Below are 17,211 nucleotides of genomic sequence, written 5' to 3'. Positions count from 1 at the left end.
AAGGAACCAATGGAACACAAGCAAACAGCTTCGGCGCAAATACGCTTTGGCAAGATCGGCGGGCTCAAAACCCACCTGGATTCCGCCATCCGCGCCGCGCAGAATTACCTGTTTTCAGAGCAGTATGAGGACGGCTACTGGTGCGGCGAGCTTGAGGCCGACACCACGCTGGTCTCCGACTACATCTTCCTGCACACGGTGCTTGGCACGCGCGACGAAGTGCGCGACCAGAAGTGTGTGCGGCAGATTCTGCGCTACCAGAACGAAGACGGCGGCTGGCCCATCTACAGCGGCGGGCCGTCGAACATCAGCGCCGCCGTGAAGGCCTACTTTGCGCTGAAGATGTGCGGCCACACGCCGGACCAGCCGCACATGGTCAAGGCCCGCGAGTACATTCTCGCGCAGGGCGGCGTGCCGGCGGTCAACACCTTTACCAAGGTCTACCTCTGTGCGCTCGGCCAGTATGACTATGACGCCGTTCCGGCCATTCCGCCGGAGCTGGTGCTGTTCCCCAACTGGTTCTGGTTCAACATCTACGAGATTTCGTCGTGGTCGCGTGCCATCCTGATCCCGCTGGCCATCTGCTATGCCAAGAAGCCGTTCAAGAAGATTCCGGACGAGCAGGGCATTGATGAACTGTTCCCGAATGGCCGCTACGGCGACGACCTCCGGCTGAAGTGGGACAAAAAGCTGTTCTCCTGGCGCAACTTCTTCCTGCTGCTGGACCGCATCTGCCACGGCTTTGAACGGGTGCATGTGCGCCCGCTACGCTCGCTGGCCTTGAAGCGGGCAGAGAAGTGGATGCTGGAGCGGCTGGAGAAGTCCGACGGACTCGGCGCCATCTATCCGGGCATCCTGAATTCGATCATCGCCATGCGCTGCCTCGGCTACTCGATGGATGACCCGCAGGTGATCCGCGCACTCGACGAGTTTGAGAAACTCGGCATTGAGGAACAAGATACCTTCCGCATGCAGCCCTGCATGTCTCCCGTGTGGGACACCGCCTACGCGGTCTTTGCCCTGGGCGAGAGCGGCGTGGACAAGCAGGACCCGCGCATGGTCAAGGCCGCCGAGTGGATGCTGAAGAAGCAGATCCGCGAAAAGGGCGACTGGGCAGTGAAGAATCCGAAGACCGAGCCAGGTGGCTGGTACTTCGAGTTTAACAATGAGTTTTATCCAGATGTAGATGACAGCGCACAGGTTATGCTGGCGCTGACCCACGTGAATACCAGCGACGAACGCTTCCAGGAAGAGTCCGTGGAGCGGGCTATGCGCTGGGAGCTTTCGATGCAGTGCCGCAACGGCGGCTGGGCCTCCTTCGACAAAGACAACGACCGGATGGTCTTCCAGTACGTTCCGTTTGCCGACCATAACGCCATGCTCGATCCGGCAACGGTCGATATCACCGGTCGCGTTCTCGAGTGCCTAGCCAGCCACGGCTACACGCTCGAAGACAAGCCGGTGAAGCGGGCGATCGACTTCATTCGCAAGGAGCAGGAGTCGGACGGCTCGTGGTTCGGACGCTGGGGCGTCAACTACATCTACGGAACCTGCTGCGTGCTGCGTGGGTTGGATGCCATCGGCTACGATCACAATGAGCCGGAGGTTCAGCAGGCGGCCGAGTGGCTGCGCATGGTGCAGAACCCGGATGGCGGCTGGGGCGAGACGGTCGGCTCCTACGATGATGTAAACCTTAAGGGAACCGGCGAAAGTACTTGTTCGCAAACGGCTTGGGCGCTGCTGGGACTGCTGGCGGCGGGCGATACGCGGAGCGAATCACTGGCGGCGGGAATCAAGTTCCTGCTCGACCGCCAGAAGCCGGATGGAAGCTGGTTTGAGGTGCCCTACACGGGGACGGGGTTCCCGCGGGTGTTCTATTTAAAGTACATGATGTACTTCCAGTACTTCCCGCTGATGGCTTTGAGCAAGTACGCACGCATGATGGAGGCCGAAGAGGCCGGAGCGTAACGCAAGAATTGTGTCGCCTGTGTCTGCCGAAGAAGGCAGGCTGGGTGTGCGAAGAGTTGAAGCAAGGCAAGGGTTGAGAAGTTCAGACAGGCCGCGGAAACTGGGGCGGCCGTAGTTAGGAGCGAGATGCCGATACATCCGATACGCCTACAGATGGACCTGGCGAAGTACATCATTGGACAGAAGCTGAAGGGTGTGAAGCACTTTCCGCTGGTGATGATGCTGGAGCCTCTGCACGCCTGCAACCTGACCTGTACGGGTTGCGGACGCATTCGCGAGTACGAGGACACCATCAAGGAAGTGGTGCCGGTGGAGCAGTGCTTGAAGGCCGTGGAAGAATGCGGCGCGCCAATGGTCTCCGTCTGTGGCGGCGAGCCGCTGATCTACAAAGAAATCGGCCGGCTGACCGATGAGCTGCTGAAGCGCGGCAAGCACGTCATCATCTGCACGAACGGCGTCTACCTGGCCAAGAAGGTCGACCAGTTCAAGCCCGATCTTCGGTTCATCTGGAACATCCACCTGGACGGTCTGCGCAAGTCGCATGACCTGGCGGTGGAGCGCGATGGCGTTTTCGACGCGGCCATTGAGGGCATCAAGGCGGCCAAGGCCAAGGGCTTCCGCGTGATGACCAACACGACGGTCTACGAAGAGACCGACATGAACGAAATTGAGGCGCTGTTCGAGTACCTGAAGACGCTGGGCGTGGATTCGCACGTAATCTCGCCGGGCTACTCGTACTCGGCTGTCGAGACCAAGGAAATCTTCCTCGACCGCAAGGCAATCCGCGAGAAGTTCAAGGACATCAAGCGCTTGGCGAAGAAGTACCCCATCGGCGATTCGCCGATTTACGTGGAGTTCCTGGCGGGCGACCGCGAGCTGAGCTGCACGGCCTGGGGCAACCCGACCTACAACACCAAGGGCTGGAAAGGCCCCTGCTACCTCATCACCGACAAGCACCACGAGAGCTTCAAGGAGTTCATTGAAGACACGCCGTGGGACAAGTACGGACATGGCAAGGACCCGCGCTGCGAGGACTGCCTGGTGCACTCCGGCTATGAGGCCTCTGCCGCAATGGCCAGCGGCTTCCGTGACACCTGGAAGCTGATGAACTGGTCGCTGTTCGGGTAGTAAAATCAGAAGCAAGGCGCAGCCACCGGGGAGGCCCGGTGGCTGTCGCTTTGAGAGATGAAGATAGCCGGAAAGTGCTATCCGGCGAAGGGCCAAAATGAAAGCGTTCGTCACTGGGGCTACGGGGTTCATAGGGTCGCATGTTGCGCAGGTGCTGGCCGAGCAGGGCGCGGAGTTGCGTCTGCTGGTGCGCGAGCACAGCCGTCTGGATAATCTTGCGGGATTGAAGTGCGACCTGGTGAAGGGCGACCTGACCGACGAGGCCAGCCTTCGCAAGGGCATGGAGGGCTGCGAGGCGGTCTTCCACGTGGCGGCCGACTATCGCCTGTGGACGCCCGATCCGAAGCCGATGTACCAGGCCAATGTCGAGGGCACGCGGGCGATTCTTGCGGCGGCGAAGGCTGCCGGAGTGCGGCGTACCGTCTGCTGCAGCTCGGTGGCGACCATGGGCTTTGGCTACGAGCCGAAGGCCGTGGACGAGAACACGCCAGTCTCCGAGGCCGAGATGATCGGCCACTATAAGCGCTCCAAGTTCCTTGGTGAGCAGGTGGCGCTGGAGGCCGGACGCGCAGGGCAGGAAGTTGTGGTGGTGAACCCGAGCGCGCCCATTGGCGAGCGCGACATCAAGCCGACGCCGACTGGAGAGATCGTCCTTCGCTTCCTGCGCAAGCAGTTTCCCGCCTACATGGAAACCGGATTGAACATTGTAGACGTGCATGACGTGGCACGCGGGCACGTGCTGGCCTTTGAGAAAGGGCGGCGCGGCGAGCGCTACATTCTCGGCGGCGAGGACATGACGCTGAAGCAGATGCTCGACCTGCTCGCGGAGATCACCGGACTGCCGTCGCCGACCGCCAAGGTTCCGCACGCGGTGGCGCTGACCTATGCGGCGTTCTCGGAGTTCTTTACGGGCAAGCTGATGGGTAAGACGCCGGGCGCGACCGTCGACGAGGTTCGCATGGGCAAAAAGTACATGTGGGTGAACTCGTCAAAGGCGGAGCGCGAACTGGGTTACACGCACGGGCCGGCGAAAGAGGCTCTGCGGCGGGCGGCCGAGTGGTTTGTCGTGAGCCGCTACGCGCCGGTCTATGGGACGGTGTGTCCGTATGCCTGATGCCGCGCGCGTGGTCATCATTGCCGCCTTGGAGCGCGAGATTGCGCCGCTGGTGAAGGGCTGGAAGCGAGGCCGGTGGGCGCTGCCAGAAGGCACTTGGGTTCGCTTTACGCAAGGTGAGGCACTGGTGATTGTGGCCGGACCGGGGCGCGAGAACGCAGCCTATGTTACGGCGGAAGTGTTGAAGTCGCAGAGGCCGGAGCTGGTGGTGTCCGTGGGTTTTGCCGGGGCCACAACGGCCGAGATGAAGGTGGGCGACGTGGTGGTGCCTGCCAGGGTCTGCGACGGCGATGAGAGTTTTGAGACCGCGTTCGGCGCGGGCGTGCTGGCCACCGTGCACGAGGTCGCCACGCAGGAGTTGAAGCAGCAGCAGGCAAAGCGGTATGGAGCCTGCGTGCTGGACATGGAAGCCTCGGCGGTGGCGGAAGCGGCGCAGGCCGAGGGCGTGAAGTTTGCGGCGGTCAAGGCGGTTTCCGACACGCTGGCCGATGAAGATGTGGCGGTGAGTGCGCCCTTCGTGAAGCCCGAAGGCTTCGATATGGCGGGCTTTCTGAAGCACATTGGGCCGCGTCCGCAGCTTTGGCCCGCGGTGGCGAGGTTGAAGCGCAACAGCGAGCAGGCGAGCGCGGCATTATGCGCGGCGTTGCGCGAGCTGGCGAAGGATCTGGACGGTTTTGCCGCGAAGGCCACGGATGGCCGCTCGGCGGAAATGAGCGCGAAGCAGTAGAGCGCTGGTGAACGAGATGGGTGTAACGACGGAAGTAAATCTGCAGAAGGTGATTGGGCGGGTGCCCAAAACGATGCTTGCCGCGGTCTACTACGGCAAGAACGACGTGCGCATGGAGACCGTGCCGGTGCCGGAGATTGGCGCGGGCGAACTGCTGGTGCGCATACACACGTGCGGCATCTGCGGCACGGATTTGAAGAAGGTTTCAACCGGCTCGCACTCGGCACCGAGAGTCTTTGGGCACGAGATGACGGGCGTGGTTGTGCGCGCGGGTGCCGGCGTAAAGGACTTTGCCGAAGGCGACCGGGTGATGGTCTTTCATCACATTCCGTGCCGGAACTGCTACTACTGCCGCAAGAAGGTGTTTGCGCAGTGCGCCACCTACAAGAAAGTGGGTGCGACGGCAGGCTTCGGCGAGCCGAGCGGTGGCGGTTTTTCCGAGTACATTCGCGTGATGGACTGGATCGTCGCCAACGGCGGCGTCATTCCTATTCCCGACAACGTGAGCTACGAACAGGCCTCGCACATTGAGCCGGTGAACACCGTGTGGAAGGCCGTGGAGACGTTGGCTCCGCAGCCGGACGAGACGGTGCTGGTGATTGGGCAGGGGCCGATCGGACTGTTGCAGGCCTGCCTGGCAAAACGGAAAGGCGCCACGGTTGTGGCTTCCGATTTGTTCTCCCAAAGGCTTACAATAAGCCGGAGTTATGGGCTGAACAACACGATTGATGCTTCCCAGGTGAACGTGGTGGAGCGTTTGCGGGAAATGACGGACGGACGCGGCGCGGATGCCGTAGTGCTGGCCGTTGGGGGAGATGCATTGATTCGTACCGCGATTGACGCGGCGCGGCCGGGTGGCCGCGTGATGTTGTTTGCGCAGACAGTCCGCAGTCAGGCCACGTTCGATCCTGCGTCGGTTTGCGTGGACGAGAAGACACTGCTGGGCAGCTACAGCGCTTCGGTGGAGCTGAACGACGAAGTTGCAAAATTCGTCTTCAGCGGAGAGATGGACCTGGAGGGACTCTTCAGCCACCGCTTCCCGCTGGAGCGCGCACTGGAAGCACTGGAACTGGCATCGCATCCTCAGCCAGAGACCATGAAGATTGCCATTCAACCGGGCACCGCCTGGGAAGGATAAGTCATAGTGAACGGAAAAATGACCGCAGCGGTCCTCTACGGCAAAGAGGACGTGAAGATTGAAGAAGTCCCGATTCCTGAGCTGGAAGAAGGCGAAGTACTGGTACGGGTGCAGGCGGCGTTGACCTGCGGTACCGATCTGAAAGTCTATCGTCGCGGCTACCACGCGAAGATGATTGTTCCTCCCGCACTTTTTGGACACGAGTTTGCAGGCGTAATTGAAGAACTGGGCCCCGGAGTCCGCGGATACAAGAAGGGGCAGCGCGTGGTGGCGCTGAACTCCGCGCCGTGCGGGCAGTGCTTCTACTGCAAGAAGCACCAGGAAAACCTCTGCGAGGATCTACTGTTCAACAACGGCGCGTATGCCGAGTACATCAAGGTTCCCAAGCGCATTGTCGAAGCCAACATGCTGGCGGTTCCGCCGGACGTTTCCTTTGAAAACGCCGCGCTGACCGAGCCGCTGGCTTGCGTGTTGCGTGGATTGCATGAGACGGGCGTGGAAATTGGCGACTCGGTGGTGGTCATCGGCATGGGGCCGATTGGCCTGATGTTCGTGCAGATTGCGCACATCATGGGCTGCAACGTGATTGCCGTGGTGAAGCGTGATGCGCAGGTTGCGGCAGCACGCCGGGCAGGCGCGGCCGAGGTGGTGCAGATCACCAAGGTGGATGCCGTGCAGGCCGTGCGCCATCTGACGCCGGAAGGCCGAGGCGCTGATGTGGTGATCGAAGCTGTGGGCCGTCCCGAAGCATGGGAGTGGGCCATTGAGATGGTGCGCAAGGGCGGTGTGGTCAACTTCTTTGGCGGATGTCCGAAGGACACGCAGGTGGGGCTGGACACGCAGCGCCTGCACTACTCGGAGATCACGCTGAAGGCGACGTTCCATCACACGCCGGAGACGGTGCGGCGCGCGTTTGCGCTGGTGGCCGAGCACAAGATCAAGGCGGAGCACTACATCACTGGCGAAGCGCCGTTGTCGGAACTTTCCGAGGTGCTCCGCCACATGGCAAACCGCAAGGGTGAAATCAAGACCGCGATCATACCCGGGCTGTAGGCGCGGACAAGGACGACGATGTCAGTGATCCATCCCAACGGCCCGATGGGCGGGCCGCCGAGTGGTGAGGTGCGTCCGGAGGCAGTGCGCGAAGGTTTCTCGCGGCTCCCCGCGAGCTACGCAATCCCCGAGACTGCGCCGACGTTGGCGGAGGCGCGCGCCTACTGCGAGCGGCTGGCGCGCGGCCACTATGAGAATTTCTCTGTGGCCTCGTGGTTCCTGCCTAGAAGACTTCATCAGCACTTCTTCAATGTCTATTCCTACTGCCGCATCTCCGACGATCTGGGCGATGAGGTTGGCGACACCGCTCTTTCGCTGGCGTTGCTCGATCAGTGGGGGCGGGAACTGGATGCGACTTACGCGAAGCTGAGCAATCCTTCGGCGGAAGGGTCGCGGCATCCGGTATTTGTCGCGCTGGCCGATACCATCCGCGAATTTCAGATTCCCGAGCATGAATTCAGCGACTTGCTGGTGGCCTTCCGGCAGGACCAGACCGTGAAGCGGTACCAGACGTTTGACGACGTGCTCGGCTACTGCCATTACTCGGCGAACCCGGTGGGGCACCTGGTGCTGTATCTGTGCGGCTACCGTGACGCGGGACGCCAACTGCTGAGCGACTTCACCTGCACGGCGCTGCAACTGGCCAACTTCTGGCAGGACGTTTCCGTGGACTGGGAGAAGGACCGCGTTTATCTGCCGCTCGAAGACCTCACGCGCTTTGGCGCGACGGAGCAGCAGATTGCCGAACGGCGATTCTCTCCGGAGTTCCGCGAGTTGATGCGCTTTGAAGTGAAGCGTGCGCGCCAGTGGTTTGAGCGCGGATTGCCGCTGGTGAAAGAAGTTGATCGCCACCTGGCGCTCGACCTGGAGTTGTTCAGCCGTGGCGGGTTGGCGATTCTGGACGCGATTGAAAAGCAGAATTACGACGTGCTGGCGCAGCGCCCGGTGGTCTCCAAGACGCAGAAGTTCATGCTGTTGCTGCGCGCGCTGGCGGGGAAGGTGTCCGCATGAGCACCACCGCGGTTACGCCTGCGAACGCGCTGCAACTGGATACCGCCTACTGCGTGTGCCGGCACATTGCGCGCAGCAAGGCCAAGAACTTTTACTACGGCTTCATGGTGCTGCCGTCGCGGCGGCGCAATGCACTCTGCGCGGTATACGCCTTCATGCGCCGCGCCGATGATATCTCCGACGATCCCACGCTCTCAGTGGAGGAGCGTCGCCAAAAGATGGGCGTGTTCCTCGATGCATTCCGGCGGGCTTCTGCCGGAGAGCGCACGGACGAGCCTGTGCTGATGGCTCTGCGTGATTCGCAGCAGCGCTTCAACATTCCGAGCGAGCTGCTGGAGAAGCTGGTGGCTGGGACCGCGATGGATCTGGAGGAGACGCACCCGTACGATCCCGCGCATCCTATCGTTGCCTACCAGACCTTCGACGAGCTTTACAACTACTGCTACCACGTGGCGAGCGTGGTCGGCCTGGTGTGCATCTGCATCTTCGGTTACACGGAAAAGAAGGCGGAGATGCTGGCGGAGCGGCTCGGTGTCGCCTTCCAGCTCACCAACATTCTGCGCGACGTGAAGGAAGACGCGGAAATGGGGCGCATCTACCTGCCGGCGGAGGACCTGCTGCGCTTCAATGTCTCTGTTGAGGAGTTGTGCGCGGGCAAGGACCCGGACAAGCTGGTTCCGCTGCTGAAGTACGAGGCGGACCGCGCGCGTGAGTTCTACAAGAGCGGCGACGAATTACTGCCTCTGGTGGAAGAAGCAAGCCAGCCTGCGTTGTGGGTGCTGATCGCAATCTACCGCGGATTGCTGGAGCGCATTGAGCAGCGCAATTACGACGTCTACTCCGAGCGCGTGCGCGTGAGCACCTTTGACAAGGTGAAGATGCTGCTGCAAGGCTTCGGTAAGCGGCTTCTCTGGTGGGCGTAAGCATGGCGGGCGGGAAGACGAGCGTGGCCATCGTGGGCGGCGGGCTTTCCGGAATCGCCGCTGGCTGTGCGTTGTCGGAGGCTGGATACAAGGTCACATTGTTTGAGCGGCGCCCCTATCTTGGCGGCCGCGCTTCTTCCTACGAGCATCCCGGCACGGGCGAGGTGGTGGACAACTGCCAGCACGCGCTGCTGGGCTGCTGTACCAATCTGCTCGATCTCTACAAGCGGCTCGGCGTCGCCGACAAGATCCGCTGGTACTCCAAGCTGACGTTCATGCTGCCCGGCGGCAAGAGCGGCGTCATTGCGCCGTCGTGGCTGCCAGCTCCGCTGCACTCCACGCCAAAGTTTCTGGGCTTCCCGTTGCTCTCGCTGGCGGACAAGCTGGGCGTAGCTCGTGCGCTGATGGCTGTGCTGAACGGAGTGCCGCAGGAAGAGGGCGACTTCGCAAGCTGGCTGCGGCGACATGGGCAATCACAGCGGGCAATCGACCGGTTCTGGCAGCCGGTGCTGGTGGGCGCGCTCAACGAAGAACTGGACAAGGTGAGCGTGCGCTACGCGGGGCTGGTCTTCCGCGACGCGTTCCTGAAGTCTGCCGAAGCCGGACGCATGGGCCTGCCGACAATTCCTCTCTCCGAGCTTTACGGCGTGGCCGCCAATTACATCACGGCGCGCGGAGGCGAAGTTCGCCTGCGGAGTTCGGTGGAGGGAATTGGGGCGACGGCAAATGGTGCGTTCATCCGCACGGCGAACGGGGAAGAGCAGTTTGATGCGCTGATCTGCGCGGTGCCGTTCTATGCACTGTGCAAGCTTCTGCCGCCGGGAGAAGCCAGCGAGAAGCTGCTGCACGAGACAAGCCGGTTGCAGACGGCGCCGATCACCGGCGTGCATCTGTGGTTCGACCGCGAGATTTCTCCGCTCGAACATGCGGTGCTGCTGGAGCGCAATATTCAGTGGATGTTCCAGAAGTCAAAGATTCAGCAGCGCACGGTGGAAGGCGCGGGCAGCTACGTGGAGCTGGTGGTGAGCGCTTCGCGGCAGATGGTGCCGATGTCGCGCGCCGAGGTGATTGAATTATCTTTGCGGGAGCTTGCGGAGTTCTTCCCCATCGTGCGCGAAGCCAGGTTGCTGAAGGCTACCGTGGTGAAGGAAATCCACGCGACGTTTGTGCCAGCGCCCGGCTCGGACGCGTCGCGGCTCAAGCCGAAGAGCCCGTGGCCGAACATCTTCCTGAGCGGTGATTGGACCGAGACAGGCTGGCCCGCGACGATGGAAGGCGCTGTTCGCGGCGGCTATCTTTCGGCGGAAGCCCTCGTGACTTCGCGCGGAGAACACGCGAAATTTCTTGTCGCAGACCTTGCACCGCAGGGCTTGATGAAGCTCTTTCCGTAATCGTTACTGTTTTTCCTGTCCATTCTTGGCGGGCGTCTGCTTATCGCTCGTGTGCTCGTTCGCCCACGCCTCGTCGATATTGAAATAGATGTCGACGGGCGCGCTGTCGTCTTCGGGCACAACCTTCAGCACATCGTAGCGATGGCCGCCGGTTTCCACCATTGATTCCGAGCGGACGCGATAACCCTTCAGTGCAAGAATCGAATACACCTCGTGCACCAGTACCGCATTCCATGCGGTTTCCGGCGAGTGACCGTCGCGTTTCTGCGTGATGGAATCCATCAGCGCATGCATCACGGTGCGGTGGAACTCTTCGCGCTTGGTCTTGCCAAGCTGGTGCAGGGCCGTAGCCGCGGCGGCATGAGCGTCAAGGCTCGCGGGATCGTGCTCGCAGATGTCCTCGGCGAGCTTGACGGCAGTGTTGTAGTCCTCATCGTCAATGGCGTCGAACATTTGCTCGGTCGTCAGTTCGGGGATCGACTCGGCCAGCGGAGGCAGGCAGCGGCGGCGCAGCGCAGTGTAGTCGATGCTAATTTCACCGCGCGCCAGCGACCAGGAAAGTTGGCGGCAGGTGGGAGCGGCAGCGGGTGTCTGTGCAAAGAGAGGGCAGCCGAGCAGCAGGAACGCGACGAGGGCGACGTGCTTCATGTGTGTATGGTCGCATCGCGCGGGCACTGCGCGCAAACCATCGGGCACAAAAAAAGCCCCGCTCGCGTGGAGCGGGGTGCAGGAGGCTGTGTACTGTTTGCGCCGTGCTAGATCTGCACGGTCTCCAGGCCTTTGGCTTCTTCAAACAGGCTCTGGAAGAGGATGGTGCTGAGGTAGCGCTCGCCGAAGTCAGGCAGAACGGCGACGATGAGTTTGCCCGCATTCTCTGGACGCTCGGCCAGCTTGAGCGCGGCGGCCACAGCGGCACCGCTGCTGATGCCGACAAGCAACCCTTCCTTGATGGGCAGGTCACGCGCGGTCTGGATGGCAAGCTCGCTCGGGATGGGCAGAATCTCATCGACGAGTGTCGTATCCAGCACGCTCGGGACAAAGCCCGCGCCGATGCCTTGAATCTTGTGGGGGCCGGAGGCTCCGCCGCTCAGCACGGGGCTTTCCGCAGGTTCCACTGCTACGGCCTTAAAGCCCGCCTTCTTCGGCTTGATGAACTGCGCAATGCCGGTGATGGTGCCGCCGGTGCCGACGCCAGCGACCACGATATCAACCTTGCCATCGGTGTCGCGCCAGATCTCGGGGCCGGTGGTCTCGCGGTGAATCTTCGGATTATCAGGGTTGGCGAACTGCTGAAGGATGTAGCTATCGGGCGTGTTCTTGTTGAGTTCCTCGGCCTTGGCGATGGCGCCCTTCATGCCCTTTGCGCCCGGGGTCAGCACCACTTCGGCGCCGAAGGCCTTGACCAGCACGCGGCGCTCAAGGCTCATCGTGTCGGGCATGGTGATGATGAATTTGTAGCCCTTGACGGCCGCGACCCAGGCGAGGCCGATGCCGGTGTTGCCGCTGGTCGGCTCAATCAGGGTGGTCTTGCCAGGGGTGATCTTGCCGGCCTTTTCGGCCTCTTCAATCATGCTGACCGCGATGCGGTCCTTCACGCTGTTGGCCGGATTGCGGCTTTCGAGCTTCACGGCCACGGTGGCCTTCAGGCCCGCAGACAGGCGGTTGAGCTTCACTAAAGGCGTGTTGCCAATGAGCTTGGTCAAATCGTTTGCAATCGTCACGATGTCCTCTTTTCAGTTGTATGGATGTTGAAAGTCAGCGGCGGGAATCAAAAGATCCCGCGACTTTAGAACCTGGAAATGTGAGAAGGCAGAAAGGTGCCTGTTAGCGGCAACAACAACAACAGCAGACGATGATGGAGGAAGTGCTCGTCATTTTGCTGAATGGGGCCGGGAGGCCCGCGTCCTGGTTATTGTGACGCGGACGGCCCGATTGTGCAACATCTGATTTGATTGAAGCGGCGAGGCGAAGGATTCAGGAATCGCTAGCGCGCGAGCAGCGCGACGCCCGCACCCACGAAAACAGCGGCGATCCAGCGACGGCGGTCGACGTTTTCCTTGAGAAAGAATTTCGCAACAAATGCGTTGGAGATGAACGTCAGCGCGGCAGCCGCAGGGCCGACAAGGGACAGATCCGCCCACGAGAGTCCGAACAAGAGGCTAAAGAAGGCGATGGCCATGAAGAACACAGCGACGAAAACCGACGGCGTGGAGAAGACGCGGCGGACGCAAGCGGCAAGCCCTTCGCGATTGCGAAGCTCGCCAAGGTCTCCAATGTTCTGCATGGAGTAGGCAAGCAGCGATTCTCCTGCGGTGGAGGCCAGGGTGACGACGAGGATGGCGGCCCAGGTGTAAAGAGTCTTCATCGTGCCTCCTCGTGAGCTTCCGCGGCTTGCGGCGCGTCTTCGCGCTCGGTCTGCGCGGGACCGCCGGCGACAAAGCCAACGCCGATGGTGATGAGCACGATGCCAAGCCAGCGCGAAGAACTGATCTGTTCGTGCAGGAAGAACTTTGAGGTCAGCGCCATGACAACGTAGCCCATGCCGGTGGCGGGCATCACGTAGGTCAGGTCTGCCCAGCTCAGCGCGGCGGACATGGCGGCGAAGAAGCAGAGCAGCAGGAGAATTCCGCAGACAACCCACGGATTGAGCACGGCAAGAATGACCGCGCCGAGATGCTCGAGGCTGATGGCGCCCACGTCCTTCATGCCGCGCGAGAGCAGCGTATCGCCAATGGAGGCGAACAAAGCGACGGCCATCAGGACCATGTATTTGCGAAAAGTCATGCCTCAATCGTAACAGCTTCGCGGCGATGGAATGACGGAGTGACGAAAGTACGAAAGGACGAAATGAGCGCGATGGGAGCGCTGCGTGAATGCAGTGCGTCGCGACTTGGAGAAATGAGACACGAGGGAAGAGAAAGCAGATCCTTCAGCGCAAGAAGCCACCTCAGGATGACGCCTGGGATTAGGAGAGGTTGCTTCGATCAGGGCGGAAGTGCGCGGTGGACATTCCAGCGCGCAGATAAGAAAAGGCCCCGCGGGTGCGGGGCCAGCTTGAAACCTTGTGACTGTGAAGCCTGCGGCTAGCTGTGGGCGGCGTGTGCCGGAGCCTCGGCCGCTTTCTTGGCGCGGGCTTCTTCCACGGCGCGCTTGCGTGCGGCGCGCAGGGTCAGGAACTCCTTGGCTTCCTTGTAGAGGCGCTTGCGCTCCTCACTCTTCATCATGGCCTTGGCCACGATTGGAATCCACATCTTCGGACGGTAGATGAAGTACTCGTCGTAGAAGCGGTGGACCATCTCCATGATGTAGTCAGTGGGCAGGCCTGGGTACTCAATGTGCGCCACCTGGTGTCCGCCCAGATCGACGAGATCCTCGGAGTTGGTGATGTAGCCGCCCTTTTCCGCGAACTCGAAGAACTCGGTGCCGGGGTAGGCGTGTGCCACGGAGACCTGTATGGTTTCCACGTTCAACTTCTTGGCGAAGTTGATGGTGCGGCGGATCGTCTCCTTGGTCTCACCGGGGAGGCCGAGGATGAAGTCGCCGTGCACGGTCAGGCCCAGCTTCTTGCAGTCCTTCACAAACTGCTCGGCGCGCTCGATGGTGGCGCCCTTCTTGATGTTCTTGAGAATCTGCGGGTCGCCCGACTCAAAGCCGACGATGAGCAGGCGGCAGCCCGCTTCCTTCATCGCCTTCAGCGTCTCGTAATTGGTGGTGACGCGCGAGGTGCACGACCAGGTCAGCTTCAACGGCTTCAACTTGGCGCACAGCTCGATGGTGCGCGCGCTGTTGATGTTGAACGTGTCGTCGTCGAAGAAGAATTCCTTTGCCTCGGGGAAGAGCTTCTTGGCCTTGGCCATTTCAGCGGCCACGGCGTCGGTGGAGCGCTTGCGCCATGCGTGTCCGCTCAACTGCTGCGGCCACAGGCAGTAGGTACACTGCGCCGGGCAGCCGCGCGTGGTGTAAAGCGCCACATACGGATGCTGCAGGAAGGGCACGTTGTAGCGCGTGATGTCGAGGTCGCGCTTGTAGACGTCGACCACATCGGGCAGCTTGTCCAGCTCCTCGCCGGAGAGCGGCGGGCGGTCGAGATTGTGGATGACCTTGCCGTCGGCGCCGCGGTAGCTGACGCCGAGAATCTCGCTCAGCGGCTTGCCGTTGGCGTACTCGACGGTTGCGTAGTCGAACTCGCGGCGAACCACGAAGTCGATGGCCGGGCAGTCATTCAGCGCCTCATCGGGCAGCGTGGTGACGTGCGGACCCACGAAGCAGATCTTCAGCTTCGGGTTGGCCTGCTTCATCAACGCGGCCAGCTTCATGTCTCCGCGGAAGCCAGGGGTGCTGGTGAACAGCACAAGAAACTCGTAGTCCTTGCCGATTTCGATGGTCTGCTCGGCCGAGATGTGATGCGGGCTGGCGTCGAGCAGGCGCGATCCCTCAAGCATGCCGGCGGGGTAGGCGAGCCAGACGGGGTACCAGTAGGACTCGATTTCACGCGTGGCCGGCCAGCGCGAGCTGGCGCCGCCGTCAAAGTTCTCAAACGATGGAGGGTTCAGAAACAGCGTCTTCAAAGGCATAAGCACCTATTATCCTAACATCTTGCAAGGGCCATTTCGCAGCGATTTGGAAGCGAACGGCAGCCCTTTGGTGGTGAACGGGGCAGAGCGAAGGGCGAGCGGAAGGCGTTGTCGAATGACGGAATGTCGAAAGTACGAAGGGATGAATTGGAAAGCGCGCTACCGTGGGGTGCTCAACGAACCTCAGGAAGAAATACATCGGGCGAACCCTTTAGGGCGCCATTGCCACATTGCCAAGGCCCAGAGAAGGGCAGCGGTGGCTCTGGAAGAGCAAAGCTGCACTTGCCGGGGAGAAGGTGATCCTTGCTGATGAGGGCGATGCGGATGTCAGGAACAGCATTCTGCGCCTGATTGATAAGGGCCGCGGCCTCTTGAAAATCAGCGTTGGGTTCAGCGTAGAAGAAGAGGACCTTCTCCGCACGAGTGCGCATGAGGTGCCGCAACACCACCGGAAGAGCTCCAGGTTGCAGAGGCGTGTTGTTCAGGTAAAGTCCATCTGGTTGAAGATTGAGTACAACTGTACGGTTGTTATCAGCAACGTAGGGGGAGCAAGGGCGTTGGCGTCCGAGCCACACCGATAATCCCGTGCTCGGGGTCAACATAGTGGACAGCAAAAGTACCGCAACGCCGACAGAAAGCGTTGTTGCCATCATGAGGCTGAACACGCGCAGAGCAGAGGAATGGCGCATGTTCCTAAAGACACCGCACAGAGGCTGGCGGTTCCTGACTCGCGAAAATGTATGGAAGCACATTCGCCAAAGGCTGCGAAAAATGGGGCACGACGGCTGGCGAACTCAATCGTCCACCCAAAGTTAGCGAGACGATATACTGAACAGGCTGTGGAAGCCCGGAGCGCCTGAGCGGCGGGCCGGGAATTGAGAACTGGGAACTCGCTTGGCCATACAGATCAATCACGAAACGGTGGGCGTGGCGCTGGACGCGCTGCGTGCGAACAAGGTGCGCGCCGCGCTGACCATGCTTGGCGTGATGATTGGCGCCGCCTGCATTGTGCTGGTGGTGACCATTGCCACGCTGGGCCGCACCTATGTGCTGACTCAGATCGAGGGCGTCGGCTCGAACCTCGTCTACGCCTTTTATCAGGGCGGTTCGGCGGGTTCGGGCGGCGCGCGTTCGTTGTCCGACGAAATCACCATGGGTGACCTGGAGGCTGTGGCCGCGCAGCCCAAGGTGGCCAAGGTTGCCGGAACCTACGATATGGCGTCGAATATCGTGGTCAACGGCATTGAGAAGCCGGTGGCGCTGATTGGCGTGACCGAAGGCTTCCAGGACATACGCAACCTGCAAATTCTCCACGGGCGCTTCTTCGACGGCAGCGACATGACGCAGGCGGCAAAGGCGTGCCTAGTGACCTACGACCTGGCGAAGCAGATTGATCCCTCCAACCCGAACCTGGTTGGGCGGCAGATTCGCGTGGGCGAGCTGACCTTCACGGTCATCGCCGTCTTCCGCGAGCGCGTCGCCACCTTCGGGCAGTCGGAGATCACGTCAAGCTCGGTGCTGATCCCGTTCCCGCTCATCCGCTACTACACGGGCAATGACTACATGCGCACCTTCTACGCGCAGGCGGCGACCGCGACCGATGTGCCGCAGGTGACGCAGGAGGTGAGCGACGTGCTGACCTCTCGCCACCACGCCGGAGCCATTTACACGGTGCAGAACCTTTCGTCGATCCTGGACGCGGCGCGGAAGATTTCGCTGGCGCTGACCGTGGTGCTGCTGCTGGTGGGCTGCATTGCGCTGGTCATCAGCGGTGTGGGCATCATGAACATCATGCTGGTGACGGTAACGGAACGCACGCGCGAAATCGGCCTGCGGAAGGCCTTGGGCGCGCGCCGCAAGGAGATTCTGTACCAGTTTCTTGTGGAGGCCGGGCTGATCAGCGGCATGGGAGCCGTGCTCGGCATCCTGATCGCCGTCAGCGTGAAGGTGATTGTGGAGCCGCTGCTGCCGGCGGAGCTGAACCTGCGCATTCCGATCTCGCTGGCCTCCGTGGTGGCGGCCTTCATTGTCTCGTGCGCCACGGGCGTGCTGTTCGGTTTCCTGCCCGCGAATCGCGCATCCAAACTGCAGCCGACGGAATCGCTGCGGTACGAATAGTCAATTGACGCTTGATTGCAAAAGACAGGGCGCCTTCGCGGCGCCCTGTCTTATTGCGGTAAGAAG

16 protein-coding genes are annotated in these 17,211 nt (G+C 61.3%); 10 read left to right on the top strand and 6 right to left on the bottom strand.

Going from position 1 to position 17,211, the window contains the following annotated elements; genetic code table 11:
• Nucleotides 1-9: 9 nt before the first annotated feature.
• From shc to hpnE, 9 genes are all read left to right on the top strand, one after another.
• Nucleotides 10-1,968, top strand: coding sequence for a squalene--hopene cyclase (gene shc / locus AC6IZO_RS05480; protein WP_497808782.1), 1,959 nt, complete (start codon nt 10-12; stop codon nt 1,966-1,968).
• A gap of 126 nt (nt 1,969-2,094) precedes the next feature.
• Complete coding sequence (gene hpnH / locus AC6IZO_RS05475; RefSeq protein WP_497808780.1) at nt 2,095-3,096, top strand: adenosyl-hopene transferase HpnH; 1,002 nt, start codon at nt 2,095-2,097, stop codon at nt 3,094-3,096.
• Between the two features lie 97 nt (nt 3,097-3,193).
• Nucleotides 3,194-4,210 (top strand): hopanoid-associated sugar epimerase, encoded by a 1,017-nt coding sequence (gene hpnA / locus AC6IZO_RS05470; RefSeq protein WP_497808778.1) that lies wholly within the window; start codon nt 3,194-3,196, stop codon nt 4,208-4,210.
• On the top strand, nt 4,203-4,937 hold the full coding sequence (locus tag AC6IZO_RS05465; protein ID WP_497808776.1) for a phosphorylase family protein: 735 nt from the start codon (nt 4,203-4,205) through the stop codon (nt 4,935-4,937). The genes hpnA and AC6IZO_RS05465 overlap by 8 nt, the downstream gene beginning before the upstream one ends.
• 16 nt (nt 4,938-4,953) lie before the next feature.
• Complete coding sequence (locus tag AC6IZO_RS05460) at nt 4,954-6,075, top strand: zinc-dependent dehydrogenase (protein ID WP_497808774.1); 1,122 nt, start codon at nt 4,954-4,956, stop codon at nt 6,073-6,075.
• A gap of 18 nt (nt 6,076-6,093) precedes the next feature.
• Complete coding sequence (locus AC6IZO_RS05455; protein ID WP_497808772.1) at nt 6,094-7,128, top strand: zinc-dependent alcohol dehydrogenase; 1,035 nt, start codon at nt 6,094-6,096, stop codon at nt 7,126-7,128.
• 18 nt (nt 7,129-7,146) lie between these two features.
• Complete coding sequence (gene hpnC, locus AC6IZO_RS05450) at nt 7,147-8,139, top strand: squalene synthase HpnC (protein WP_497808770.1); 993 nt, start codon at nt 7,147-7,149, stop codon at nt 8,137-8,139.
• Entirely contained in the window at nt 8,136-9,062 is a 927-nt protein-coding gene (locus AC6IZO_RS05445) for a phytoene/squalene synthase family protein (RefSeq protein ID WP_497808768.1), read from the top strand. The genes hpnC and AC6IZO_RS05445 overlap by 4 nt, the downstream gene beginning before the upstream one ends.
• A gap of 2 nt (nt 9,063-9,064) precedes the next feature.
• Nucleotides 9,065-10,453 (top strand): hydroxysqualene dehydroxylase HpnE, encoded by a 1,389-nt coding sequence (hpnE, locus tag AC6IZO_RS05440; RefSeq protein WP_497808766.1) that lies wholly within the window; start codon nt 9,065-9,067, stop codon nt 10,451-10,453.
• Nucleotides 10,454-10,456: 3 nt separating this feature from the next.
• On the opposite strand, the gene AC6IZO_RS05435 is transcribed toward hpnE, so the two are convergent.
• From AC6IZO_RS05435 to AC6IZO_RS05410, 6 genes are all read right to left on the bottom strand, one after another.
• On the bottom strand, nt 10,457-11,101 hold the full coding sequence (locus AC6IZO_RS05435) for a DUF4919 domain-containing protein (RefSeq protein ID WP_497808764.1): 645 nt from the start codon (nt 11,099-11,101) through the stop codon (nt 10,457-10,459).
• Between the two features lie 107 nt (nt 11,102-11,208).
• Nucleotides 11,209-12,174 (bottom strand): cysteine synthase A, encoded by a 966-nt coding sequence (gene cysK / locus AC6IZO_RS05430; protein ID WP_497808763.1) that lies wholly within the window; start codon nt 12,172-12,174, stop codon nt 11,209-11,211.
• Nucleotides 12,175-12,437: 263 nt separating this feature from the next.
• Nucleotides 12,438-12,818 (bottom strand): hypothetical protein, encoded by a 381-nt coding sequence (locus AC6IZO_RS05425; RefSeq protein ID WP_497808761.1) that lies wholly within the window; start codon nt 12,816-12,818, stop codon nt 12,438-12,440.
• Complete coding sequence (locus AC6IZO_RS05420) at nt 12,815-13,237, bottom strand: EamA family transporter (RefSeq protein WP_497808759.1); 423 nt, start codon at nt 13,235-13,237, stop codon at nt 12,815-12,817. Before AC6IZO_RS05420 ends, AC6IZO_RS05425 begins: the two co-directional genes overlap by 4 nt.
• A gap of 299 nt (nt 13,238-13,536) precedes the next feature.
• Nucleotides 13,537-15,027: a hopanoid biosynthesis associated radical SAM protein HpnJ gene (hpnJ, locus tag AC6IZO_RS05415; RefSeq protein ID WP_497808757.1), complete on the bottom strand. Its 1,491-nt coding sequence runs from the start codon at nt 15,025-15,027 to the stop codon at nt 13,537-13,539.
• A gap of 173 nt (nt 15,028-15,200) precedes the next feature.
• A complete protein-coding gene (locus AC6IZO_RS05410) occupies nt 15,201-15,716 on the bottom strand; it encodes a hypothetical protein (protein ID WP_497808755.1) in 516 nt (171 codons plus the stop codon).
• 205 nt (nt 15,717-15,921) lie between these two features.
• Between AC6IZO_RS05410 and AC6IZO_RS05405 the strand changes: the two genes are divergently transcribed.
• Nucleotides 15,922-17,145 (top strand): ABC transporter permease, encoded by a 1,224-nt coding sequence (locus AC6IZO_RS05405; RefSeq protein WP_497808753.1) that lies wholly within the window; start codon nt 15,922-15,924, stop codon nt 17,143-17,145.
• Nucleotides 17,146-17,211 lie beyond the last annotated feature (66 nt).

It is taken from the genome of Oryzophilus luti, from assembly GCF_059726245.1.
Note: the sequence above shows the minus strand (reverse complement) of the source record. Positions and strands in the feature narration are given on the sequence as shown.